The sequence below is a fragment of the Mycobacterium sp. NGS45 genome (genome assembly GCF_059812645.1).
In genome coordinates this window covers 58,068-80,312 of the sequence record NZ_JCALDB010000007.1, presented here as the reverse complement: position 1 = coordinate 80,312, position 22,245 = coordinate 58,068, and the positions used below count along the sequence as shown (strand labels likewise).

25 protein-coding genes are annotated in these 22,245 nt (G+C 67.4%); 15 read left to right on the top strand and 10 right to left on the bottom strand.

The features are described from left to right. Nucleotides 1-50 precede the first annotated feature (50 nt). The 5 genes from AC5Y3P_RS08510 (at nucleotide 51) to AC5Y3P_RS08490 (ending at nucleotide 5,785) form a co-directional block, all read left to right on the top strand. Nucleotides 51-1,796, top strand: coding sequence for a BCCT family transporter (locus AC5Y3P_RS08510; protein WP_500045463.1), 1,746 nt, complete (start codon nucleotides 51-53; stop codon nucleotides 1,794-1,796). Nucleotides 1,797-1,805: 9 nt separating this feature from the next. After that, a complete protein-coding gene (gene ppk2, locus AC5Y3P_RS08505) occupies nucleotides 1,806-2,636 on the top strand; it encodes a polyphosphate kinase 2 (RefSeq protein WP_500045462.1) in 831 nt (276 codons plus the stop codon). 35 nt (nucleotides 2,637-2,671) lie between these two features. Next, complete coding sequence (locus AC5Y3P_RS08500) at nucleotides 2,672-3,181, top strand: DUF6912 family protein (protein ID WP_500045461.1); 510 nt, start codon at nucleotides 2,672-2,674, stop codon at nucleotides 3,179-3,181. Between the two features lie 96 nt (nucleotides 3,182-3,277). Then, on the top strand, nucleotides 3,278-4,414 hold the full coding sequence (locus AC5Y3P_RS08495) for a ferredoxin reductase (RefSeq protein WP_500045460.1): 1,137 nt from the start codon (nucleotides 3,278-3,280) through the stop codon (nucleotides 4,412-4,414). Nucleotides 4,415-4,492: 78 nt separating this feature from the next. Beyond that, nucleotides 4,493-5,785: a fatty acid desaturase family protein gene (locus tag AC5Y3P_RS08490; protein ID WP_500045459.1), complete on the top strand. Its 1,293-nt coding sequence runs from the start codon at nucleotides 4,493-4,495 to the stop codon at nucleotides 5,783-5,785. 251 nt (nucleotides 5,786-6,036) lie between these two features. Here AC5Y3P_RS08490 and AC5Y3P_RS08485 read toward each other — a convergent pair whose 3' ends face one another. Continuing rightward, nucleotides 6,037-6,594 carry a TetR/AcrR family transcriptional regulator gene (locus AC5Y3P_RS08485; RefSeq protein WP_500045458.1) on the bottom strand — a complete coding sequence of 186 codons (558 nt, stop codon included), beginning with the start codon at nucleotides 6,592-6,594 and terminating at the stop codon, nucleotides 6,037-6,039. Nucleotides 6,595-6,708: 114 nt separating this feature from the next. Here AC5Y3P_RS08485 and AC5Y3P_RS08480 point away from each other — a divergent pair, with 114 nt between their 5' ends. Beyond that, nucleotides 6,709-7,542 (top strand): TauD/TfdA dioxygenase family protein, encoded by an 834-nt coding sequence (locus AC5Y3P_RS08480; protein WP_500045457.1) that lies wholly within the window; start codon nucleotides 6,709-6,711, stop codon nucleotides 7,540-7,542. 71 nt (nucleotides 7,543-7,613) lie between these two features. Here AC5Y3P_RS08480 and rsgA read toward each other — a convergent pair whose 3' ends face one another. Beyond that, nucleotides 7,614-8,609 carry a ribosome small subunit-dependent GTPase A gene (gene rsgA / locus AC5Y3P_RS08475; RefSeq protein ID WP_500045456.1) on the bottom strand — a complete coding sequence of 332 codons (996 nt, stop codon included), beginning with the start codon at nucleotides 8,607-8,609 and terminating at the stop codon, nucleotides 7,614-7,616. Between the two features lie 7 nt (nucleotides 8,610-8,616). Continuing rightward, complete coding sequence (gene aroA / locus AC5Y3P_RS08470; RefSeq protein ID WP_500045455.1) at nucleotides 8,617-9,903, bottom strand: 3-phosphoshikimate 1-carboxyvinyltransferase; 1,287 nt, start codon at nucleotides 9,901-9,903, stop codon at nucleotides 8,617-8,619. Nucleotides 9,904-9,947: 44 nt separating this feature from the next. Between aroA and AC5Y3P_RS08465 the strand changes: the two genes are divergently transcribed. Both AC5Y3P_RS08465 and AC5Y3P_RS08460 read left to right on the top strand, forming a co-directional pair. Further along, nucleotides 9,948-10,697 carry an SOS response-associated peptidase gene (locus tag AC5Y3P_RS08465; protein WP_500045454.1) on the top strand — a complete coding sequence of 250 codons (750 nt, stop codon included), beginning with the start codon at nucleotides 9,948-9,950 and terminating at the stop codon, nucleotides 10,695-10,697. Further along, on the top strand, nucleotides 10,694-12,193 hold the full coding sequence (locus AC5Y3P_RS08460; protein WP_500045453.1) for a DUF7782 domain-containing protein: 1,500 nt from the start codon (nucleotides 10,694-10,696) through the stop codon (nucleotides 12,191-12,193). The genes AC5Y3P_RS08465 and AC5Y3P_RS08460 overlap by 4 nt, the downstream gene beginning before the upstream one ends. A 176-nt stretch (nucleotides 12,194-12,369) precedes the next feature. Here the strand turns inward: AC5Y3P_RS08460 and AC5Y3P_RS08455 are convergent, their stop codons facing one another. Together AC5Y3P_RS08455 and AC5Y3P_RS08450 are read right to left on the bottom strand one after the other, a co-directional pair. Continuing rightward, a complete protein-coding gene (locus AC5Y3P_RS08455) occupies nucleotides 12,370-13,215 on the bottom strand; it encodes an SDR family oxidoreductase (RefSeq protein ID WP_500045452.1) in 846 nt (281 codons plus the stop codon). Between the two features lie 9 nt (nucleotides 13,216-13,224). Beyond that, entirely contained in the window at nucleotides 13,225-13,725 is a 501-nt protein-coding gene (locus tag AC5Y3P_RS08450) for an aminoacyl-tRNA deacylase (protein WP_500045451.1), read from the bottom strand. A gap of 209 nt (nucleotides 13,726-13,934) precedes the next feature. Between AC5Y3P_RS08450 and AC5Y3P_RS08445 the strand changes: the two genes are divergently transcribed. Beyond that, the gene (locus AC5Y3P_RS08445; protein ID WP_500045450.1) at nucleotides 13,935-14,585 is read left to right on the top strand and encodes a sigma-70 family RNA polymerase sigma factor; all 651 of its coding nucleotides are present in this window, start codon (nucleotides 13,935-13,937) and stop codon (nucleotides 14,583-14,585) included. Continuing rightward, the gene (gene rsrA / locus AC5Y3P_RS08440) at nucleotides 14,582-14,881 is read left to right on the top strand and encodes a mycothiol system anti-sigma-R factor (RefSeq protein WP_500045449.1); all 300 of its coding nucleotides are present in this window, start codon (nucleotides 14,582-14,584) and stop codon (nucleotides 14,879-14,881) included. Before AC5Y3P_RS08445 ends, rsrA begins: the two co-directional genes overlap by 4 nt. Nucleotides 14,882-15,021: 140 nt before the next feature. Here the strand turns inward: rsrA and AC5Y3P_RS08435 are convergent, their stop codons facing one another. Beyond that, nucleotides 15,022-15,108 (bottom strand): 50S ribosomal protein bL37, encoded by an 87-nt coding sequence (locus AC5Y3P_RS08435; protein ID WP_500045567.1) that lies wholly within the window; start codon nucleotides 15,106-15,108, stop codon nucleotides 15,022-15,024. Nucleotides 15,109-15,253: 145 nt separating this feature from the next. Here AC5Y3P_RS08435 and AC5Y3P_RS08430 point away from each other — a divergent pair, with 145 nt between their 5' ends. Both AC5Y3P_RS08430 and AC5Y3P_RS08425 read left to right on the top strand, forming a co-directional pair. After that, nucleotides 15,254-15,469: a biotin/lipoyl-binding carrier protein gene (locus AC5Y3P_RS08430; RefSeq protein ID WP_500045448.1), complete on the top strand. Its 216-nt coding sequence runs from the start codon at nucleotides 15,254-15,256 to the stop codon at nucleotides 15,467-15,469. An 8-nt stretch (nucleotides 15,470-15,477) separates the two neighbouring features. Next, nucleotides 15,478-16,974: a sensor histidine kinase gene (locus tag AC5Y3P_RS08425; protein WP_500045447.1), complete on the top strand. Its 1,497-nt coding sequence runs from the start codon at nucleotides 15,478-15,480 to the stop codon at nucleotides 16,972-16,974. A gap of 101 nt (nucleotides 16,975-17,075) precedes the next feature. On the opposite strand, the gene whiB1 is transcribed toward AC5Y3P_RS08425, so the two are convergent. The 3 genes from whiB1 to AC5Y3P_RS08410 all read right to left on the bottom strand — a co-directional run bounded on the left by whiB1 (nucleotide 17,076) and on the right by AC5Y3P_RS08410 (nucleotide 19,473). Further along, entirely contained in the window at nucleotides 17,076-17,330 is a 255-nt protein-coding gene (whiB1, locus tag AC5Y3P_RS08420; protein ID WP_370068683.1) for a transcriptional regulator WhiB1, read from the bottom strand. Between the two features lie 232 nt (nucleotides 17,331-17,562). After that, nucleotides 17,563-18,546, bottom strand: coding sequence for a diacylglycerol/lipid kinase family protein (locus AC5Y3P_RS08415; protein WP_500045566.1), 984 nt, complete (start codon nucleotides 18,544-18,546; stop codon nucleotides 17,563-17,565). A 51-nt stretch (nucleotides 18,547-18,597) separates the two neighbouring features. After that, a complete protein-coding gene (locus tag AC5Y3P_RS08410; RefSeq protein WP_500045446.1) occupies nucleotides 18,598-19,473 on the bottom strand; it encodes a LysR substrate-binding domain-containing protein in 876 nt (291 codons plus the stop codon). Between the two features lie 76 nt (nucleotides 19,474-19,549). On the opposite strand from AC5Y3P_RS08410, the gene pcaD reads away from it, so the two are divergent. Genes pcaD through AC5Y3P_RS08395 form a run of 3 tightly spaced genes read left to right on the top strand, consistent with a single transcriptional unit; the run spans nucleotide 19,550 to nucleotide 21,743 of the window. After that, complete coding sequence (gene pcaD, locus AC5Y3P_RS08405) at nucleotides 19,550-20,320, top strand: 3-oxoadipate enol-lactonase (protein ID WP_500045445.1); 771 nt, start codon at nucleotides 19,550-19,552, stop codon at nucleotides 20,318-20,320. Beyond that, complete coding sequence (locus AC5Y3P_RS08400; protein WP_500045444.1) at nucleotides 20,317-21,096, top strand: CoA transferase subunit A; 780 nt, start codon at nucleotides 20,317-20,319, stop codon at nucleotides 21,094-21,096. The genes pcaD and AC5Y3P_RS08400 overlap by 4 nt, the downstream gene beginning before the upstream one ends. Beyond that, nucleotides 21,093-21,743, top strand: coding sequence for a 3-oxoacid CoA-transferase subunit B (locus AC5Y3P_RS08395; protein ID WP_500045443.1), 651 nt, complete (start codon nucleotides 21,093-21,095; stop codon nucleotides 21,741-21,743). The genes AC5Y3P_RS08400 and AC5Y3P_RS08395 overlap by 4 nt, the downstream gene beginning before the upstream one ends. Nucleotides 21,744-21,747: 4 nt before the next feature. Here AC5Y3P_RS08395 and AC5Y3P_RS08390 read toward each other — a convergent pair whose 3' ends face one another. Further along, on the bottom strand, nucleotides 21,748-22,242 hold the full coding sequence (locus AC5Y3P_RS08390; RefSeq protein ID WP_500045442.1) for a M15 family metallopeptidase: 495 nt from the start codon (nucleotides 22,240-22,242) through the stop codon (nucleotides 21,748-21,750). Nucleotides 22,243-22,245 lie beyond the last annotated feature (3 nt).

Genomic DNA, 22,245 nt, shown 5'->3' with positions numbered 1-22,245 from the left:
CGGCGAAATGCCCTGTGCCCGTCGGTGCAACGGGGTCTGATGGCTTCATCATGTCCAAATCACAGCAAACTCCACAGGCCCGGCCGCACGAGATGAGCGGAGCGCTGCGCTCACCCACCGGCGACGTCATCCCGCATCCGGTGCTCGATCAGCCGGTCGAACCTCGCGCCGAGGAGCACGCCGCCCGGGTCGACTGGGTGGTGTTCGGGGTCACCGCGGTTGTCGCCATCGCGTTCTTGGTCTGGGGTTTCGTCGACACCGGATCGCTGCGCACGGCGTCGAACGCGGCCCTGGACTGGGTGATCGACAACCTGGGCTGGCTGTTCGTCATCACCGCCTCCGGGTTCGTGGTGTTCGTGGTGTGGTTGGCGATCAGCCGGTACGGCAACATCCGGTTGGGCCGCGACGACGAGGACCCGGAGTTCCGCACCGTGTCCTGGGTGGCGATGATGTTCTCCGCCGGCATGGGCATCGGCCTGATGTTCTTCGGGGTGGCCGAACCGCTGGCCCACCTGACCTCGCCGCCGCCGGGCACCGGGGCGGCCGACAGCGTGGAAACGGCGATGGCCACCACGCTGTTCCACTGGACGTTGCATCCGTGGGCGATCTACGCCGTGGTCGGGCTGGCGATCGCCTACGGCGTGTACCGCAAGGGCCGGCTGCAGTTGATCAGCGCGGTGTTCGAGCCGTTGATCGGGGAGCGGGCCAACGGCAACTGGGGCAAGGTGATCGACATGCTGGCGATCTTCGCCACGCTGTTCGGTTCGGCTGCCTCACTCGGGTTGGGCGCGTTGCAGATTCGCAGTGGCCTGGAGATCGTCGGCGGGATCGGCGCGGTGGGCAACGCCGTGCTGATCGGGATCATCGTGGTGCTCACTGCGGGTTTCGTGGCCTCGGCGGTTTCCGGCGTGGCCCGCGGTATCCAGTGGCTGTCCAACATCAACATGGTGCTGGCCATCACGCTGGCCTTGATCATCTTCGTGGTCGGCCCAACGGTGTTCATTCTGAACCTGATTCCCACCTCGATCGGCAGCTACGTGCAGGACCTGGCGATGATGTCGGCGCGTACCCGCGCCGAGGGTGCCGACGTCAACGAGTGGCTGGCGGACTGGACGGTGTTCTACTGGGCGTGGTGGATCTCCTGGACCCCGTTCGTGGGCATGTTCATCGCGCGCATCTCGCGGGGCCGCACCATCCGGCAGTTCGTGGCCGGGGTGCTGCTGGTGCCCAGCGTGGTTTCGCTGATCTGGTTCTGCGTGCTCGGCGGCGCCGCGATCCGGCGCCAGCGCCAAGGCGTGGACCTGGCCGGTCAAGGCAGCCAAGAACAGCAGTTGTTCGGTCTGCTGGCCGAATATCCGTTCGCCACTGGGTTGAGCATCCTGGTGATGGTGTTGGTGGCGATCTTCTTCGTCTCCGGCGCGGATGCGGCCTCGATCGTGATGGGCTCGCTATCGCAGCGCGGCACGCTGCGCCCGTCGCGGCCGGTGGTGATCTTCTGGGGTATGACCACCGGTGCGGTCGCGGCGGTGATGCTGCTGGTCGGCGGTGCCGATGCGCTCACCGGTCTGCAGAATCTGACCATCGTGGTGGCGGTGCCGTTCGTGGTGGTGATGGTCGGGTTGGCGGTGTCGCTGGTGCGCGATCTGCGCCATGATCCGGTGGTGGTGCGCCGCCAGTACGCCCGCGAGGCGGTGGATTCCGCGGTGATCGCCGGCGTCACGCATCACGGCGACGACTTCGTCATCGCGGTGGAACGCGACCCCGATGCACCGGATTCCGAGCCTGCCGCACAGTAGGATTCGGCGGTGGGCAAAGCAAAGAACAAGAAGGGTCCCAAGCTCTCCGGCGAGGTCTACCAAGCCGAATTATTCCGCCTGCAAACGGAATTCGTGAAGCTGCAGGAGTGGACCAAGCAGACCGGTGCCCGCATCGTGGTGGTCTTCGAAGGCCGCGACGCCGCCGGCAAGGGCGGAACGATCAAGCGGATCACCGAGTACCTGAGTCCACGGGTCGCGCGGATCGCCGCGTTGCCGGCGCCGACCGACCGCGAGCGCGGCGAGTGGTACTTCCAGCGGTACGTCGCGCATCTGCCCACTCGCGGTGAGATCGTGCTGTTCGACCGTTCCTGGTACAACCGCGCCGGGGTGGAGACCGTGATGGGTTTCTGCTCAGCCGACGAGCGGCAACTGTTCCTGCATCAGGCCCCGGGATTCGAGCAGATGCTGATCGAGGACGGCATCTTGTTGCGCAAGTACTGGTTCTCGGTGTCCGACGACGAACAGCTGCGCCGGTTCCGCAAACGGCTGAGCGATCCGGTGCGGCAGTGGAAACTTTCGCCGATGGATCTCGAGTCGGTGTACCGCTGGGAGGACTACTCGCGGGCCAAGGACGAGATGATGGCGCAGACCGACACCCCGATCAGCCCGTGGTACGTGGTGGAATCCGACATCAAGAAGCACGCGCGGCTGAACATGATGAGCCATCTGCTGTCCACCATCGAGTACCGCGAAGTCAAGCGGCCTCCGGTGAAACTGCCGCGGCGGCGCAAACCCGACACGTCCTATCACCGGCCACCGCGGGATCTGGCCAACTATGTCCCCGACCACGTCGCCACGCTGTTGGGTGATCGGGAGTAACGGCGGACACGGGGGGAGCGCGATACCCTGCCGGTGTGCGGGTCTACGTCCCGGCCACGTTGGCCACACTGCGGCATCTCGTCGAACACGGCTCGGTAACCCCCCTCAGCGGTACCGCCTTCGCGGTGACCCCCCGACTGCGCGAGGCCTACAGCGAGGGCGACGACGACGAACTCGGCGAGGTCGCGATGCGCGAGGCCGCGCTGGCGTCGCTGCGGTTGTTGGCGATGGACGCCGACGGTGACGGCGCCGAAGAGTTGCCCACCCGGCGGGCCGTGCTGGTCGCCGACGTGGAGCCGGTGACGTTGCGTCCCGATCTGGACGACGCCGTCGTGCGGGTGACCGGCCCGGTGCAGTTGGCCGACGTCGTCGCCGCCTACGTCGACAACGCCTCGGCCGAATCCGCGGTCGCGGCCGCCATCAAGGTGATCGACGCGGCCGACCTGGGGGATGAGGACGCCGAACTGACCGTCGGCGATGCCCAGGACCACGACCTGGCGTGGTACGCCACCCAGGAACTGCCGTTCCTGCTGGAACTTCTGTAGCACTTGCGACTAGATACGGAAGCGTAAGTTACGGTACCGTAGGTTGCGTACGCGGCTCAGCCATTGATCGTCGCCACTTCGGGCAGGAGCCACTGGATGGCCAAGAATTACATCAAAGTCAGCGCAAAGGTCGTCGACACCGTTCGACCCACCATCGCCGGCGCCGAGCGCAACCCGGGCTGGCATGCGCTGCGCAAGCTGTTCGGCCGGATCACCACACCGCTGTTGCCGGACGACTACCTGCAGTTGGCGAATCCGCTGTGGTCGGCGCGCGAGCTGCGCGGCCGGATCCTGTCGGTGCAACGCGAGACCGAGGACTCTGCCACGCTGGTGATCAAGCCGGGCTGGGGCTTCTCGTTCGACTACCAGCCGGGCCAGTACATCGGCATCGGCGTGCTGATCGACGGCCGCTGGCGCTGGCGTTCCTACTCGCTGACCTCGAGCCCGGTGGCCGGGGAGCGCACCATCACCATCACGGTCAAGGCGATGCCGGAAGGCTTCTTGTCCAACCACCTGGTCGACGGCGTCGAGCCGGGCACGATCGTGCGCTTGGCCGCCCCGCAGGGCAATTTCGTGATGCCCGACCCGGCGCCCGCGCAGGTGTTGTTCTTGACCGCGGGATCGGGGATCACGCCGGTGATGTCGATGTTGCGCACGCTGGCCCGACGTGACCAGATCACCGACATCGTGCACGTGCATTCCGCGCCCACCGCGGCCGATGTGCTGTTCGCGGCCGAACTCGAACAACTGGCCGCCCGTCATCCGAGCTACCGGCTGAGTGTGCGGGCCACCCGCAGCCAGGGCCGGCTGGACCTGAATCGGCTCGACGAGCAGGTCCCGGATTGGCGGGACCGGCAGACCTGGGCGTGCGGTCCAGAGGCCATGCTGGCCGATGCCGAGCGGATGTGGACCGCGGCCGGGCTGGCCGAGCGACTGCATCTGGAGCGATTCGCGGTGTCCCGGGCCGCGGTTGCGGGTACTGGGGGAACGGTGACGTTTGCACGCAGTGGCAAGAGCGTGGCCGCCGATGCGGCCACGTCGGTGCTCGATGCCGGTGAGGAACTCGGCGTGCAGATGCCATTCGGCTGCCGGATGGGCATCTGTCAATCCTGTGTCGTGGGCCTGGTCGAGGGTCACGTGCGTGATCTGCGCACCGGGGATGAACACGAACCGGGTACCCGGATACAGACGTGCGTCTCGGCCGCGGCTGGCGACTGCGTGATTGACATTTAATTTGGCGTACCGACTGGTAACCTACGGCTTCGTAGGTTACGGTTGCGTAGGTAGGACGAAAGCGAGAGGAGGACGACGATGGCGATCACTGACGTTCCTGCGTTTGCGCACTTGACCGACGCTGATATTGAGAGCCTGGCAGTCGAACTCGACGCCATTCGGCAAGACATCGAAGACTCCCGCGGGGCGAGCGACGCACGCTACATCCGTCGTACCATCGCCGCGCAGCGTGGCCTGGAACTGGCCGGTCGGCTGCTGCTGGCCGGCAGTTCCAAACGCAAGTTCTGGTGGGCCGGCACGGTGACCCTGGGCGTGGCCAAGATCATCGAGAACATGGAGATCGGCCACAACGTCATGCACGGTCAGTGGGATTGGATGAACGATCCCGAAATCCACTCCTCGACCTGGGAGTGGGACATGACCGGGGCTTCCAAGCACTGGCGGTTCACCCACAACTTCATGCATCACAAGTACACCAACATCTTGGGCATGGACGACGACGTGGGCTACGGCCTGATCCGGGTCACCCGCGATCAGCGCTGGAAGCCCAACAACATCTTCAACCTGCTCTACAACACCATGCTCGCCACGTTGTTCGAGTGGGGAGTTGGGTTGCAGCACTTGGAGATCGGCAAGATCTTCAAGGGCCGCGATGATCGCGCCGCCACCCTGGTCCGGATGCGCGAGTTCGGCGCCAAGGCCGGCCGTCAGGTGGCCAAGGACTACATCGCGTTCCCGGCGATCACCTCGTTGTCGCCGTGGGCGACCTACGGTTCGACGGCCAAGGCCAACGCGGTGGCCAACATCATCCGCAACCTGTGGTCGAACGCGGTGATCTTCTGCGGCCACTTCCCGGATGGCGCAGAGAAGTTCACCAAGACCGACATGGTCGGGGAGACCAAGGGGCAGTGGTACCTGCGCCAGATGCTGGGTAGTGCCAACTTCGACAATGGTCCGGTGCTGCGCTTCATGAGTGGCAACCTGTGCTACCAGATCGAGCACCACCTGTACCCGGACATCTGCAGCAACCGGCTGCACGAGATCTCCCTGCGGGTGCGCGAGGTGTGCGACAAGTACGACCTGCCCTACACCACCGGGCCGTTCTTGGTGCAGTACGCCAAGACCTGGCGCACCATCGCCAAGCTGTCGCTGCCGGACAAGTTCCTGCGCGACGACGCGCATGACGCGCCGGAGACCCGCAGCGAGTACATGTTCGACGAATTGGGTCCCGACTTCGCCGCCATCGATGCCGGCACCGGGCGCAAGCGCGGTCTGCGCAGTGCCATCGCTGCGGTGCGGGCCAAGCGCCGGGTGCGTCGGGAAGCTCGTGCGTCGGAGACTTCCGACGGCGGATCGGATCTGGCTGCCTGAGTTTGAATTAGGCTGCCCCGCGGTGTGTATCGCCGCGGGCAGCGCGGAGATGCTGTGGTCTTTCTGGGTTGCTATGAGCCAGTCCGGCACCAGGGTTGTGAATCATCTGCGGACCTACGGATTGGCAGCCGTGACGTTGGACTCGGCGCCGGCACCTACACCACGGCTGCCGATCGGTAGGTCTCTGGGTTTGGGACAGCCCTGAAGTTGGACCCTGACCTAGCGACTCATTTTGGTGACCAGGTGGTCAGTCAGTTCGACTGCAGCCCCAGTGCGCGGCGGCCGATCGCGTGCAGTTGGCGGCGCAGGGTGTCGTCGTCCACGCCGCGCGGTGCGGCTGAGGCTGCGCCGGCCAAGCCGGTGAGCACCGCGGTGGCCGTGATGACGCCTTCCGGCCCGGAGTCGTTGCCGGTCAACAACTTCACCTGACGGTCGATCAGGTCGCGCCACTGCGGATTGTTGCGCAGCGCGGTACGCACACCGGGATCGAAGGTGGTCACCGCAGCCAACAGTCGATTGCCCGCGGTCACCTCCACGTACCCGTCGAGGAACGCCTCGGTGCGCTTGCGGGCGCCCCGGTGCTGCTCGGCGGCCTCGACGACGTCGCGCACCTGGTTGAGGATCGGGTCCATCAGCGCGACCAGCAGTTGATCGCGGGTGCGGAAGTGGTAGTAGATCGCAGCCTTGGTCAGGCCGAGTTCGTCGGCGATCATCTGCAACGAGGTGCCGGCGAAGCTGTACCGAATGAACAGCTGAACTGCGGTATCGAGGAGGCGCTGCCTGGTCGAGGTGGCGTCCACCGAAGTCATGTTGCAGAGGTTACTTGCCGATCGTAAAGGGAACAACTTTACGATCGGCAAGTTTTGCTTTACGATCGGCTAGGACTTTACGATCGGCTAGGAACTTCGAAGGGATGGGATCACATGACCTCGACCGTCAGCATCTTGAACACCCGTGACATCAAGCCCCGGATCGGCACCGAGGTCCGTGCCGACAAGGACGTGCTGCTCTCGGGTGAGCACGCGGGGGAGTTGCGCGAACTGCTCGAGCAGCGTGGCGTGCTGGTGTTCCCGCAGATCGGGTTCACCGACGACGAGCAGGTGGCGTTCACCCAGACGCTGGGCACCTTCGCCCCGGAGCGCAGCGGCGAGAAGGTCTACAGCGTCACGCTGGACACCAAGGTCAACGCCCAGGCCGACTACCTCAAGGGCTCGCTGTACTGGCACATCGACGGCACCATGAACGACGTGCCGATCCTGGCGTCGCTGCTGCGCATGGTGCAGTTGCCCTCCGACGGCGGCGGGGACACCGAGTTCTGCAACACCTATGCGGCCTACGACGACCTGTCCGACGAGGACAAGGCCGCGCTGGAGAACTTGACCGCCATGCACTCGGCGTGGAACACGGTGTTCTACTTCGATCCGGAGCCGTCGCTGGCGCACATCGAGCAGATGATGCGGATCGGCGATCAGGAACTGCCGCTGGTCTGGACGCACAAGTCGGGTCGCAAATCGCTGGTGATCGGTTGCACGGCCCGGCACGTGGTCGACATGGACTTCCGGGAGAGCGTCAAACTGCTGGTGCGGCTGCGTGAATGGGCCACTCAGCCCGATTTCGTGTACCGGCATCAGTGGTCGGTGGGCGACCTGGTGATCTGGGACAACACCGGCACCATGCACCGCGCCATGCCGTACAACCCGGATTCGGGCCGGCTGTTGGTGCGCACCAAGCTGGAAGGCGAAGAGCCCTTCGCCTGACCTGCGTTCGCCTGATCCGCGTTCATTTAGTGTCCAGGTAGGTGTTTGACGCGAAATCGCCTACCTGGGCACTAACTCGATGGGGAAGAGTTCAGGACCGCCAATAGCAACCGCGCGGCCTGCACCCGACCAGCGGCGGGTCCGGTGAGCTGATCCAGCGCGCATTCGGGATCGGCCGGCGGGCCCAGATGTCCACAGCCGCGCGGACAGTCGGTGATCGCCTCGGACAGATCCGAAAACGCCAGCAACACGTCGTCGGGCTCGACGTGGGCCAAACCGAACGACCGTACCCCCGGGGTGTCGATCACCCAGCCGCCGTCGCGCAGCGGCAGCGCCACCGACTGGGTCGAGGTGTGCTTGCCCTTGCCGACGCCCGACACCTCGCCGATCGCCCGTTCTGCTTCCGGCACAACGCGATTCACGAGCGTGGACTTGCCCACCCCGGAATGTCCGAGCAGCACGGTCAGTTTGCCGGCCAACAGTTGCTCGACGGGTTCGATCGGGTCGTTGCGGCCGGCGGTGATCACCGCCAGGTCCAGGTCGGCGAACTGCGCGGCGAATGGTTCGGCTTCGGCCAGATCGGATTTGGTCAAACACAGCACCGGTGTCAGCCCGCCGGCGTAGGCCGCGATCAGCGCGCGTTCGACGAACCCGGTGCGCGGCGGCGGATCGGCCAGCGCGACCACGATCATCAGCTGATCGGCGTTGGCCACCACCACGCGTTCGGTGGGGTCGTCGTCATCGGCGGTGCGACGCAGCACGGTGCGGCGTTTGCCGCGACGGACGATGCGCGCCAAGGTGTCCGGGCGCCCGGACAGATCGCCGACCACGTCGACCTGATCACCCACGACGATCGGGGTGCGGCCCAGCTCCCGGGCCCGCATGGCGGTGACCAACTGGTCGGGGTCACCGTCGAGCACACAGCCCCAGCGACCGCGGTCGACGGTCACCACCATCGCCGCTTCGGCGTCGGCGTGATCGGGACGGATCTTGGTGCGCGGCCGGGAACCCTTGCCGGGACGGATCCGAACGTCGGATTCGTCGTAGTCGTGGCCGCGCCCTCGCACCGGCCGATTATCCCTGCCCGGACAGCATGTCGGTCCACATATCGGCAAAGCCGGGCAGGGTCTTGGCGGTGGTGTCGACGTCGTCGAGCTCGACGCCGGGCACCCGCAATCCCACGATCGCGCCGGCTGTGGCCATTCGGTGATCGGCGTAGCAATGCCAGGTGCCGGAATGCAAAGCCGTTGCGGTGATGCGTAATCCGTCCGGCGTCTGCTCGCATCGGCCGCCGAGCCCGTTGATCTCGGCGCTCAGCGCAGCCAACCGGTCGGTCTCGTGCCCACGCAGATGCGCAATGCCGCGCAGCTGCGACACCGAACCCTCGGTGGCCAGGGCCGCCAGCGCGGCCACCGCCGGCGCCAGCTCACCGACTTCCTGCAGGTCGACGTCGAACCCGTCATAGATGCCGGTGCCGGTGATCTCCAGGTGCGAATCCCCTTGAATGGCAGTGGCATTCACCAGATCCAGGATGCCCAGCACGGTTTCGGTGGGTTGCAGTCCACCGTCCGGCCAACCGGCGACGCGCACCGCACCGCCGGCCGCCGCGGCCGCCGACAGGAACGGCACCGCATTGGACAGATCGGGTTCCACCTGCCAGTGCCGGGCACCGACCGGGCCAGCGGCGATCCGCCACCGGTTGGCGGTGGCGTCGTCGACGTCGACACCGGCTTGGCGCAACATCGTCGTCGTCATCGTGATGTGCGGCGCCGACGGAATGGTGTCACCGACGTGGATGACTTCCAGCCCGCCGTCGAAGGCGGCCCCGGACAGCAGCAAGCCGGAGACGAACTGCGAGGAGGCCGAGGCGTCGATCGACACCGAGCCGCCGCGCACCGCCCCGGCGCCGCGCACCCGGAACGGCAGGACATCGCCGTCGACGTCGACGCCGATCGAACGCAAGCCATCCAGCAGTGGGGCGATCGGGCGGCTGCGGGCCTGCTCATCGCCGTCGAACTCGACCGCCACGTCGCCGAGGGCGGCCAGCGGCGGCACGAACCGCAGCACGGTGCCGGCCAAGCCGCAGTCCAGTCGGACGCCGTCGGCGGGTGCGATCCGGCCCGAGACGGTCAGCTCGGTGGCCTCACCCTCGATGTTCAGGCCCAGGTCTCGCAGGGCACCGATCATCAGGTCGGTGTCGCGGCTGCGCAGCGCACCGCTGATGGTCGAGGTGCCGCCGTGATGCGCGGCCAGCGCCGACAGGATCAGGGTGCGGTTGGTCAGCGACTTCGACCCGGGCACGGTGACCGTGGCGTGCACCGGGGCCGAGGCGTGCGGAGCCTTCCAAGGTTGGGTTCCCACGGGTCCATCCTGCCTTGTCGGCTGGTTCTGCAACGATGGCAGGTATGTGTGGACGTTTCGCGATGACCACCGATCCGGCCCTGCTCGCACAGAAGATCGAGGCGATCGACGAGGCTTCGCGCGCGGGCGCAGACCCGGGCGCCAACTACAACGTCGCGCCCACCACCACGGTCGCCACCGTGGTCAAACGGCACAGCGAGCCCGAGGACGACGCCACCCGCCGGGTTCGCCTGATGCGGTGGGGCTTGGTACCGCCGTGGGCCAAGGCCACCGCCGACGGCACCCCCGACACCAAGGGCCCGCTGCTGATCAACGCCCGCGCCGAGACCGTCACCGAATCCCCGGCGTTTCGCTCCTCGGCCAAGAACAAGCGGTGCCTGGTCCCGATGGACGGCTGGTACGAATGGCGCGGCGAGAAGGGCGCCAAGACGCCGTTCTACCTGCACGCCGCCGACGACGAGCTGCTGTTCATGGCCGGGTTGTGGTCCACCTGGCGACCCAAGGGCGCCGCGCCGGACACCTCGCCGCTGCTCAGCTGCACCATCATCACCACCGAGGCGGTCGGCCCGCTGGCGGAAATACACGACCGGATGCCGCTGACCATCAGCGCCGGCGACTGGGACCGCTGGCTGGACCCGGACGCCCCGATCGACGAGGGATTGCTGCGCGGGCACGGCGACCTGGACCGGATCGCGATTCGGGAGGTGTCCACCTTGGTCAACAGCGTGCGCAACAACGGCCCGGAACTGATCGCCGCGGTCGGCCCGGAACCCGAACAGGCAGAGCTGTTTTGAGCCAGCCGCTGGCGGAGCCGGCCGTCGTCGATGCTCTCGGTGCTGATCTGCGGGCCGCTGGTTACACCATCGACGGGGTGAGCGCGCTGCTCGGTGAGCAGGCTGATACCGCATTGCAGACCGGGGTGTGGTGGCCGGCGCTGCGTGCGCTGCGAGGTGATGCGTCGCCGCTGGCCGTGCTGGTGCGGTTGTTCTTGCTCGGCGCCGACGAGCCGCGTGCTGGGTTGCAGGGTGCGTTGCCGAGCGCCGGGGTGGAGGCGCTGATCGCCAACGGGGTGCTGGAAGCCTGCTCCGACGGGGTGCGCGCGGTGCTGGATGTCCGTCCGCACAGCGACGGTGCCCGCGACTTCCTGGTGGTGGCCGATCAGGATTCGGTGCTGCGGGCCGGTCCGCTGCGCCGCGATCACGTGCTCGGGGTGGGTGCGGCGTCGGTGTCGTTGGCGCGCACCGTGGTTCGGGCCCCGGTCGGACGTGCCTTGGATCTGGGTACCGGCTGCGGGATTCAATCCCTGCATCTGTCCGGGCACTGCGAGCAGGTGGTGGCCACCGACACCAACGCGCGTGCGTTGGCGTTGGCCGCAGCCACCGCCCGGCTCAACGGCCTGCGGTGGGATCTGCGCCCCGGCAGCCTGTTTGAGCCGGTGGCGGGGGAGCGTTTCGACCTGATCGTGTCCAACCCGCCGTTCGTGGTGGGGTCGGGCAGTCAGGACTACGAGTACCGGGATTCCGGCATGTCCTCGGATTCGTTGTGCCAGAGCCTGATCGAGCAGATCCCGGCCTACCTGAATCCCGGTGGCAGCGCCCAGATCATGGCCAACTGGATCGTGCGCGACGGCGACGACTGGCGCGACCGGGTGCGAGGTTGGTTGGCCGGCAGCGGATTACACGCCTGGGTGGTGCAACGTGAGCTGGCCGATCCGGTCAGCTACGTCTCGTTGTGGACCGCCGACGCCGGTGAGACACCCGAGCAGGTGGCGCAGCGCGGCGGGCAGTGGCTGGACTGGTTCGACGCCGAAGGCATCACCGGGGTGGGCATGGGCATGATCTGCCTGCGTGCCCCCGAAGTTGGCGAAGCCGGTGCCCCCGGACAGATCCTGGAGGAGATCACCGGCGCCGACGAAGCCCTGACCGGTCCGGAGGTCGAGGCGTTCTTCGCCCGCCGGACCTATCTGCGCCGTACCACCGATGCCGAGCTGCTGGCGGCCCGGCTGTCCACGGCCCCGGTGATCCTCGACGAGCATTCACTGCCCGGCGAAGAGGGCTGGCAGTTGGTCGGCGCCGCGGTGCGTCGGCCCGGCGGCCCGGGCGCGGTGCTCGGCGTCGACGAGGTGTCCCGCGCGTTGCTGGCCGGCTGTCGCGGTGAAGTACCGCTTTCGGTGCTGATCGGATTGCTGGCCGCCCACCACGGTGTGGACGCCGACGCGCTGGCCGAAGCGGCGCTGCCGGTGGTGCGCGAGGCGATCGGCCGCGGCATCCTCTACGAAGCCTCGCGTTGAGCTAGCCCGCCCACCCCGCATTGAGTTAGAACCCAGGTAGGCGTTCGGCCGGTTTTCGCCTACGTAGGTTCTAGGTGAATGCGGTCGGAAGGTTTGAGTTAGAACCTAGGTAGGCGTTCGGGCGGTTTTCGCCTACGTAGGTTCTAGATGAAGGGAAGGATGAACGCGGCCGGAAATCAGGGCCCGGTGTAGCCCGGCGGGTTGGGCGAATCCACCCACAGGTCCACACCCAGCTCGGCACCTGGCACGCAGTCGTACACCGACAGATCGGTGACCCCGGACTCCACCAGCACGTCCTCGCACAGCAGCGTGTTCCCGGTGTAACTGGACGGCTTGTTCAACACCGCGTAGGCCGCGTCGGCGTACACCGCAGGTTTGCGGGACCGGGCCATCGCCTCGTCGCCGCCGAGCAGGTTCTGCACCGCCGCGGTGGCCACCATGGTGCGCGGCCACAGCGTGTTCGACGCGATCCCCGCGCCGCGCAGCTCTTCGGCAATCCCCAACGCGCACAACGTCATCCCGTACTTGGCCATCATGTACGCGGTGGGCCGCAACCACTTCGACTCCAGCAGCACCGGCGGCGACAACGTCAAGATGTGCGGATTGTCCCGGCCCTTCATATGCGGGATGCAGGCCTGCGACACCGCATACGTGCCGCGCACCTGGATACCGTTCATCAAGTCGAAGCGTTTGAGCCCCACCTCCTCGATGGACCCCAAATTGATCGCCGAAGCGTTGTTGACGCAGATGTCGATACCGCCGAACTGTTCGACGGCGGCGGCCACCGCTGCAGCCACCGAATCACCGTCGCGGATGTCGCCGACGATCGGCAGGGCCTGGCCGCCGGCCTCCTCGATCTCCTTGGCCGCGGTGTAGACGGTGCCTTCGAGTTTGGGATGCGGCTCGGCGGTCTTGGCCACCAACGCGACGTTGGCGCCGTCGGCGGCGACCTTCTTGGCGATCGCCAGTCCGATGCCGCGGGACGCACCTGAGATGAACATGGTCTTGCCGGAAAGGGACATGGCGCCAACCTACTGCGCGCGCAGGTCGGCGGTGACGGCATCGGTGAGAGCGATCAGGTCCTGCGCAGCCAACGCCACATCCAGCCCGCGCTTACCGGCGCTGCACAACACCCGGTCGAATGCACACGCGGAGGCATCCACCACGGTCGGCAACCGGGTGCGCTGCCCCAGCGGGGAGATGCCGCCGACCACGTACCCCGTCGCGCGCTGGGCAGCCGCTGGATCGGCCATCGTCACCTTGGGCACGCCGAGCGCGGCGGCAGCGGCCTTCAGTGACAGCTTGGCCGGCACCGGCAGCACCGCCACAGCCAAACCGCGGGGCAACGCCACCACCAGCGTCTTGAAGATCTGCTCGGGAACCACCCCGACGCGTTCGGCCAGCTCGGCCACGGCCTCCGCACCGAAGGACTGCGCGCGCGGGTCGTGCCGATAGGCCAGTACCTCATGGTCGACGCCGGCGGCCAGCAGCGCAGCGATCGCCGGGGTCGCGGCTTTGGCAGGCTTGGGCACGGCGGAAAGATTAGTGCGAATTCTCACTGTGGAAATAGCGCAGCCGTAAAGCTCGTTGTCACGGGCAGCGCTGAAAGCTCAGCGTGTGAACCTTTAGGATCGGCGAACAGGGGACTCCGGTGTCAGCGACCTGCCTGGACAGCTCGGCGACGGTAACGTTGCTGGATGTCATCCCGGCGAGTGCTGCGGAAGGGACTGGTTCAACCAGAATGACCGACATCGAAGGTGATGCGGACGGACGCGCGCCCAATCGCGCGGCCGACGAGACCGACGAGGAGCTGACGGCGCGGTTCGAGCGGGACGCCATCCCGCTGATCGACCAGCTCTACGGCGGCGCGCTGCGGATGACCCGCAACCCCGCCGACGCCGAGGACCTGGTGCAAGAAACCATGGTCAAGGCCTATGCCGGGTTCCGGTCGTTCCGGGAAGGCACCAACCTCAAGGCCTGGCTGTACCGGATCCTGACCAACACCTACATCAACAGCTACCGCAAGAAGCAGCGGCAGCCGGCCGAATACGCCACCGATGAGATCACCGACTGGCAGCTGGCCGCGACCGCCGAGCACACCTCGACCGGCTTGCGCTCAGCCGAAGTCGAAGCCTTGGAAAACTTGCCGGACGTCGAGATAAAGGAAGCGCTGCAGCAGCTTCCCGAAGACTTCCGGATGGCGGTGTACTACGCCGACGTGGAAGGTTTCCCGTACAAGGAGATTGCCGAAATCATGGACACACCGATCGGGACGGTGATGTCCCGCCTGCACCGCGGTCGACGCCAGCTGCGTGAACTGCTGTCCGAGGTGGCACGCGACCGTGGCTTCCTGCGCGGTCAGGCCGAGGCCCCCGAGGAGGTGTCGTCGTGAGCTCGGACTTCAACGAAGAATGCCAGACCCCGCCCGCGGTCGACCCCGATTACCCGGACTGCGCGTCGGTGATCGCCGAGGTATGGACCTTGCTCGACGGTGAATCCACCGTCGAGACCAAGGAGCGGCTCCGCCAGCACCTCGAGGCCTGCCCGGCCTGCCTGCGGCACTACGGCGTCGAGGAGCGGATCAAGCACCTGATCGCCAACAAGTGCAGCGGCGAGCGGGCACCGGACACGTTGAAGCAGCGGCTGCGCCTGGAAATCAGCCGCACCACGATCATCCGCAAGGGCTGAGAGGTCCCGCCGCCGGAAACCGGTCCGGCGCCCTGCATAGGAGCCCGCCGGAAACCGGCCCAGCAGCTCAACACGCAAAACCGCCCGCCTCCGTACGGAGCGCGGGCGGTTTCAGCTACGTCTGACGACGTCGACCGGACCTACTTGCAGCCGCCGGCGTTGGGCCGCTTGCCGTGGTTGGCCTTGCTGTGCTTCCGGTCGCGCTTCTTACGGCCACGCTTGGCCATGATGTACCTCCAGGTCGACTTCGAGATTGGTTGCCCGCAATCGGGGCGTTGCCGTCCATTGTCGCATGGCCACGCCAGTGCTCGATCCACGGTGTCTTGTGGTTCCATAGAGCGTCAGCCTCAAGCAGGAACGAGCGGAGTGAAGATGGCCGAGGACGTTCGCGCCGAAATCGTGGCCAGCGTGCTGGAAGTAGTGGTTCACGAGGGCGATCAAATCGGCGAAGGCGACACCGTCGTCCTGCTGGAGTCCATGAAGATGGAGATCCCGGTGCTGGCCGAGGCCGGCGGCACCGTGACCAAGGTCGCCGTCTCCGTCGGTGATGTCATCCAGGCGGGTGACCTCATCGCGGTCATCGACTAGGGCCACGAATGTCGACGCTCGGTGAACTGCTCGCCGAGCACACGGTGCTGCCGCTGAGCGCGGTCGACCACCTGCACGCGCTGGTCAGCGAGTGGCAACTGCTGGCCGATCTGTCCTTCGCCGACTACCTGATGTGGGTGCGCCGCGACGACGGCTCGCTGGTGTGCGTGGCGCAGTGCCGGCCCAACACCGCGCCGACGGTGTTGTTGTCCGACGCCGTCGCCTCGGTCGCCAGCGCCGCCGATCTGCCGCTGGTCAGCGCGGCCTTCACGTCCGGCGCGATCGGCCGGGAACGTGAGCAGGACCCCAGCGCCAGCCTGTCGATGCGGCGCAGCGGGCTCAACGTGGAGGCCGTCCCGGTCCGCCACGACGACGCCGTCATCGCCGTGCTGACCCATCAAACCGCGCTGGCCGACCAACGCAAGTCCAGCCCGCTGGAACGCGCCTACCTGAACTGCGCCAGCGATCTGGTGCACATGCTCTCCGAGGGCACCTTCCCCAACGTCGACGACTCGGCGGTGTCGCGGTCCAGCCCGCGGGTCGGTGACGGCTTCGTGCGCCTCGACGTGGATGGCACCGTGAAGTTCGCCAGTCCCAACGCGTTGTCGGCGTTTCACCGGATGGGCCTGACCGCCGACCTGGAGGGCAACAAACTGGTCGCCGTGACCCGGCCGCTGATCTCGGATCCGTTCGAGGCCCAGGAGCTCGCCGAACACGTGCGGGATTCGCTGGCCGGTGGCACCGGGATGCGGATGGAGGTCGACGCCGGCGGCGCCGCGGTGCTGATCCGCACCATCCCGCTGGTGGTCGGCGGGGTGCCGGCCGGTGCGGCCGTGCTGATCCGCGACGTCACCGAGATCAAGCGTCGGGACCGGGCGCTGCTCAGCAAGGACGCCACCATCCGGGAGATCCATCACCGGGTGAAGAACAACCTGCAGACCGTGGCCGCGCTGCTGCGCTTGCAGGCCCGTCGCACCAACAACGCGGAAAGCCGTGAGGCGCTGATGGAGTCGGTGCGCCGGGTCACCTCGATCGCGCTGGTGCACGATGCGCTGTCGATGTCGGTCGACGAGGAGGTCAACCTCGACGAGGTGGTGGACCGCATCCTGCCGATCATGAACGACGTCGCCTCGGTCGGTTCGCCGATCAAGATCACCCGGGCGGGTTCGCTCGGGGTGCTCGACGCCGACCGCGCCACCGCGCTGGTCATGGTGATCACCGAGCTGGTGCAAAACGCGATGGAGCACGCCTTCGATCCGGGCGCCAAACGGGGCAGCGTGACCATCCGCGCCGAGCGTTCGGCGCGCTGGCTCGACGTCGTCGTGCACGACGACGGGCGCGGCCTGCCCGACGGATTCTCCCTGGAGAAGTCCGACAGCCTCGGCCTGCAGATCGTGCGGACGTTGGTCAGCACCGAACTGGACGGCTCGCTGGGCATGCACCCGTCGGCGGCCGGCGGCACCGACGTGGTGTTGCGGATGCCGATCGGGCGCCGCCGCCTCTGAGCGAGGGCCGGGAAGCCACTTTCCTGCAGGACGGGATGGCGGCATAGAAAACGGCCCCGGCAAACTGCCGGGGCCGTCAACAACGTCTGGGTCGGAGTGGCTCAGACTCCGGTGCGCGTCTTGGTGCGAGCGTTGCGGCGCTTGAGTGCGCGACGCTCGTCCTCGCTCATGCCGCCCCACACGCCGGCATCCTGACCGGACTCCAGGGCCCAGGAAAGGCACTCAGTGGTGACCGGGCAGCGGTTGCAGACCAGTTTCGCGTCAGCAATCTGCGCGAGCGCCGGGCCGCTGTTTCCCACCGGGAAGAACAGTTCCGGATCTTCGTCGCGACAGACTGCCTTGTGGCGCCAATCCATGGCAATTACTCCTTACTGAGCGCGCACGGATGCGCACAAAATTTTCTTCGGCTGTTAACGCGTGCACCAGGATGTTTCTGCACTGTTGCATCTGATCGTTCCAGAGGCTCGACAGATGTCAATAGAAGTCAGTTAACTCGTGGGCTATCTCACTGCGGTGAACCGTTGGCGAGACGCTCACTCGTTTGTACTACACTGAACTCACCTGCGCTCAAAATTTACAGCGGTGAATCTATTCTCGCAGCTCAGGATGGGTATTTGCAGGAGGGGCCAGTACGGCCAAAGCCCGGGGTACAGCCCGGAAGGTCATGGTTTCGCGCAACCCGACGTATTCACCATCGATCTGGCAGGCGATCGGCGTGTCGCTCGTCACGGTGACCGTGTCGACGTCGTCCTCGCGGATCAGATGCTTGGCTTCGATCTTGGGTCGCTTGGACAGCATCCGGCGCGCCAGCCACAGATTGCGCCACACATTCATGCTCGTCGTGGCAAACACCCCCAGCCCGGTTTCGAAGCTGGTGTCCGGGTTGGTCCAGACCGGTCGGGCGTTGGCGTAGGTCCACGGGCTGGAGTTCGACACGAACGCGAAGTGCACGCCGCCGATCGGATCGCGGCCGGGCAGGTGCAGCGTCAGGGTCGGTGCCCGACGGGCGCTGCGCACCACCGTGGGCACCGCGATGCTGATGTACTGCCGCGCGGTGACGCCCTTGCGCCGGCGGCTGCGTTCCCGGCGGCGCTCCACGGCGGCCACCACCTCGCCGTCGGCGCCCAGCCCGGCGGTGAACACCGCCCAGCGCTCGCCGCAGTCCATCAACCCGATCCGGCGCCAATCCCGCGCCGCGCCGTGCGTACCGAGCAGATCGATCAGCATGTTGGTGGCCTCGACCGGGTCCGGCGGGATCCCCAGCGAGCGCGCGAACACGTTGGCCGAACCGCCGGGGACGACGGCGACGGCCGGCGCGACCATGGGTGGCGCCGGGGACGGCGCGCCGAGCAGACCATTGACCACCTCGTTCACCGTGCCGTCACCGCCGTGCACGATCACCACGTCGACGCCGTCGGCGGCGGCGCGTTGCGCGATCTCGACGGCGTGGCCGCGATGGTCGGTGTGCTCGACGGTCAGCCGCACCCGGCTCTCCAGCGCATGCGCGAGCAGATCGCGGCCAGCCGGCGTCGTCGAGGTGGCATTGGGGTTCACGATCAGCACGGCACGCACGGTTGACCAGCGTAGCTGCGGCAGGTCACGCGACCGGTCACTCATGCCCACTCAGTCCAGGTCGTGCAGCACCGCCAGCACGTTGTCCAGCAGCGGTGAGCTGCCGGTGTGCGCGGCCAGCAGGTCCACGCCCAGGGTGGCCGGCACCAGCCGGCGGTAGCTCACGCCGGCGATATCCAGCGCCGACGTCGGCTCCGGCACGATCGCCACGCCCAGGCCGGCGGCCACCATGGTCACCAGCGTGGAGGTCTCCTCGACCTCATGGCGCACCCGCGGCACGAAGCCGGCGTCGGCGCACAGTGCGGAAATCAGCGAGCCCATCACCGAACGGCCGTGCCCGGCGTGTGCGACGAAGTCCTGGTCGCGCAGGTCACTCAGCTGCAGTTCGGCGCGCCGGGCCAGCGGATGCTGGGCCGGCAGCACAGCCAGCAGCCGGTCGCGGCGCACCAGGGTGGTGTGCACGCCGTCGTCGGGCACCGGCGGGCGCAGCAGCGCCAGGTCGATCTCACCGGTGTCGAGTGCGGCGCGCTGGGCCGGGGCCAGCATCTCGCCGCGCACACTGACCTCGACGCCGGGCAACCGTTCGCGCAGCGCGCGGACCAGGGTGGGCAGCAGCGAGTAGGTGGCCGAGCCGACGCAACCGATCACCAGTTGACCTTCACTGCCCTCGGCGATGCGGCGGGCCTGGTCGCCGGCGTCGTCGACGGCGGCCAGGATGGCCCGCACCCGCTGCAGGTAGGCCTGCCCGGCCGCGGTGAGCTCGACGCTGCGGGTGGTGCGGGTCAGCAGCGCGACACCGAGTTCGCGTTCCAGTGCCCGAATCTGCTGGGACAGCGGCGGCTGCGCGATGTGCAGGCGCTGCGCGGCCCGGCCGAAATGCAACTCTTCGGCGACCGCGCGGAAGTAGCGCAGGTGACGCAGCTCCACATTTGAACTATATAGCTATCAATAAGAGTGATTTAAGTATTTCAGAATATGGAGTGTTGGGCCTACCGTCGTAGTCATGCCTGCTTGCGACGTTCACGCGCTGGTCAGCGGACCCAGCGACGCCCCGGCCGTGGTGCTGTCCAACTCGCTGGGCTCGACGCACCGGATGTGGGACGCCCAGTTGGGCCCATTGGAACAGCGCTTCCGGGTGGTGCGTTACGACACCCGTGGCCATGGCGCCTCGCCGGTCCCGGCCGGCCCGTACCGCATCGACGACCTGGCCGATGACGTGCTGGGCCTGCTGGACCGCCTGGGCATCGAGCGAGCCCATCTGGTGGGGCTGTCGCTGGGCGGTATGACCGCCATGCGGTTGGCCGCGCGCAACCCGGAGCGGGTCGATCGGCTGGCGCTGCTGTGCACCGCCCCGGCGCTGCCGCCGGCGTCGGCCTGGGCCGAGCGCGCCGCGACGGTGCGCGCGCAGGGCGTCGGTGCCATCGCCGAGTCCGTCGTCGCGCGCTGGTTCACGCCGAACTATCTGATGGCGCATCCCGATGTGCGCGCCGAGGCGCAGCGCATGGTGGCGAACACCCCCGCCGAAGGATACGCGGGCTGCTGTGCGGCCATCGCCGAACTCGACCTGTATCAAGATCTTTCGGCGATCACCGCGCCCACGCTGGCGATCGCCGGTGCCGACGACCCGTCCACCCCGCCCGCCACCTTGGCCGACATCGCCGACCGGATCACCGGGGCACGGCTGTTGGTGGTGCCGCGTTCGGCACATCTGGCCAACGCCGAGCAGGCCGACATCGTCACCCCCGCCCTCATCGAACATCTGGAGCACTCATGAGCCTGAACAAGGTCGTCGGCTCGGCCGCCGAAGCGGTGGCCGATATCCCGTCCGGAGCCAGCCTGGCCGTCGGTGGTTTCGGTCTGGCCGGCATCCCGTGGTTCCTGATCGAGGCGCTGCTCGACCAGGGCGCCGACGATCTGCGGATCGTCAGCAACAACTGCGGGGTCGACGGCGCCGGGTTGGGTCTGCTGCTCGAAGGCCATCGGATCTCCCGGGTGATCGCCTCCTACGTGGGTGAGAACAAGGAATTCGCCCGCCAGTACCTGTCCGGTGAGCTGACCGTGGAACTGACCCCGCAGGGCACGCTGGCCGAGCGGTTGCGCGCCGGCGGCGCCGGGATCGGTGCGTTCTACACCGCGACCGGGGTGGGCACCATGGTCGCCGAGGGCGGCCTGCCATGGCGGTACAACGCCGACGGCAGCGTGGCGGTGGCGTCGCCGGCCAGGGAGATCCGCACCTTCGGTGGCCGCGAGATGCTGCTCGAGGAAGCCATCGTCACCGACTACGCGTTGGTGCGCGCAGCGGTCGCCGACACCGCCGGCAACTGCGTATTCCACGCTGCGGCACGCAATTTCAACCCGCCGGCCGCGATGGCCGGCCGGATCACCGTGGTGGAAGCCGAAAAGGTGGTGCCGGTGGGCGAATTGGGTCCCGACGAGATCCAGCTGCCCGGCATCTTCGTGCAACGCATCCATGAGCTCACCCCGGCGCAAGCCGCCCGCAAGAGCATCGAGAAGCTGACCACCCGGACCCGACAGGAGGCGCCGGCATGAGCTGGACCCGAGACCAGATGGCCGCCCGCGCGGCCGCCGAATTGCGCGACGGCGACTACGTCAACCTGGGCATCGGGCTGCCCACGCTGATCCCGGACCAGCTGCCGGCCGGATCGGCCGTGCAGCTGCACGCCGAGAACGGGATCCTGGGTGTGGGCCCGTTTCCGTATGCCGACGAGGTGGATCCGGACCTGATCAACGCCGGCAAGCAGACCGTCTCGGTGCTGCCCGGCGCCAGCTACTTCGACTCGGCCACCAGCTTCGCGATGATCCGCGGCGGCCACGTCGACGTCGCGGTGCTCGGCGGTATGCAGGTGGGGGCCAACGGCGACCTGGCCAACTGGATGGTGCCCGGCTCGATGGTCAAGGGCATGGGTGGCGCGATGGACCTGGTCAACGGCGCGGCCCGGGTCTTGGTGCTGATGGATCACACCACCAAATCCGGTGCCCCGAAACTGGTTTCGCGCTGCAGCCTGCCGCTGACCGGTCGGGCGGTGGTGCAGCGGGTGATCACCGATCTGGGCGTATTCGACGTCACCGGAACCGGATTCGAGATCCAGGAGCTGGCTCCCGGCGTCGAGTACGACGACGTCGTCGCCGCCACCGCAGCGCATCTCACCGACGCGCGGGTGCTCTCGGTCTGCTGAGTCGCTACCCCGCGGCGTTGGGCAGCAGCGGCGGGCACTGGCCGGCCGGGTCGGCGACCAGTTCGAAATGCCACCATTCGTTGGCGTAGGTCTGGCACAACCCGAACGCCGGGCCGTTGTTGATCAGCCAGCGCGCCGCGAATTCGGGACCGACGTCCACGGCTTGGCCGGTGACGTGCTTGGAATGCTCGGGGGTCTGCACGTATTGGCGGGCCACCTGGTAGTCGCCGTAGGTCAGGATGGCGTCGTCGAGCAACTGCTGCTGGAACTCCGGGGAACGCCACCCGGAGGTGACCGTCATCGTGATGCCCTCGGCGGCAGCGGCGTTGGTGGCGTTCTGCAGGGCGTGCAGCAGCGCCGGTTGCAGTCCGTTGATCGCCGGGTCGGCGACGTCGAACGCGGTCAGTGCGCCGTCGGCCGCCGCGGCCGGCATACCCAACGTCACGGCTGCGGCCAGGCCGCCGGCGATGGCCAGGCCGGGCAGGAAAGTCCTCGTCATCGG

Excerpts from the sequence above, each read along its gene's own strand:
- AC5Y3P_RS08480 (WP_500045457.1), top strand. The coding sequence starts at position 6,709 with ATGACCTCGACCGTCAGCATCTTGAACACCCGTGACATCAAGCCCCGG.
- pcaD (WP_500045445.1), top strand. The coding sequence starts at position 19,550 with ATGCCTGCTTGCGACGTTCACGCGCTGGTCAGCGGACCCAGCGACGCC.
- whiB1 (WP_370068683.1), bottom strand. The coding sequence starts at position 17,330 with ATGGATTGGCGCCACAAGGCAGTCTGTCGCGACGAAGATCCGGAACTG.
- AC5Y3P_RS08510 (WP_500045463.1), top strand. The coding sequence starts at position 51 with ATGTCCAAATCACAGCAAACTCCACAGGCCCGGCCGCACGAGATGAGC.
- AC5Y3P_RS08430 (WP_500045448.1), top strand. The coding sequence starts at position 15,254 with ATGGCCGAGGACGTTCGCGCCGAAATCGTGGCCAGCGTGCTGGAAGTA.
- AC5Y3P_RS08395 (WP_500045443.1), top strand. The coding sequence starts at position 21,093 with ATGAGCTGGACCCGAGACCAGATGGCCGCCCGCGCGGCCGCCGAATTG.
- AC5Y3P_RS08425 (WP_500045447.1), top strand. The coding sequence starts at position 15,478 with ATGTCGACGCTCGGTGAACTGCTCGCCGAGCACACGGTGCTGCCGCTG.
- AC5Y3P_RS08445 (WP_500045450.1), top strand. The coding sequence starts at position 13,935 with ATGACCGACATCGAAGGTGATGCGGACGGACGCGCGCCCAATCGCGCG.
- AC5Y3P_RS08400 (WP_500045444.1), top strand. The coding sequence starts at position 20,317 with ATGAGCCTGAACAAGGTCGTCGGCTCGGCCGCCGAAGCGGTGGCCGAT.
- AC5Y3P_RS08490 (WP_500045459.1), top strand. The coding sequence starts at position 4,493 with ATGGCGATCACTGACGTTCCTGCGTTTGCGCACTTGACCGACGCTGAT.
- AC5Y3P_RS08495 (WP_500045460.1), top strand. The coding sequence starts at position 3,278 with ATGGCCAAGAATTACATCAAAGTCAGCGCAAAGGTCGTCGACACCGTT.
- AC5Y3P_RS08485 (WP_500045458.1), bottom strand. The coding sequence starts at position 6,594 with ATGACTTCGGTGGACGCCACCTCGACCAGGCAGCGCCTCCTCGATACC.
- AC5Y3P_RS08455 (WP_500045452.1), bottom strand. The coding sequence starts at position 13,215 with ATGTCCCTTTCCGGCAAGACCATGTTCATCTCAGGTGCGTCCCGCGGC.
- AC5Y3P_RS08435 (WP_500045567.1), bottom strand. The coding sequence starts at position 15,108 with ATGGCCAAGCGTGGCCGTAAGAAGCGCGACCGGAAGCACAGCAAGGCC.
- AC5Y3P_RS08390 (WP_500045442.1), bottom strand. The coding sequence starts at position 22,242 with ATGACGAGGACTTTCCTGCCCGGCCTGGCCATCGCCGGCGGCCTGGCC.
- AC5Y3P_RS08465 (WP_500045454.1), top strand. The coding sequence starts at position 9,948 with ATGTGTGGACGTTTCGCGATGACCACCGATCCGGCCCTGCTCGCACAG.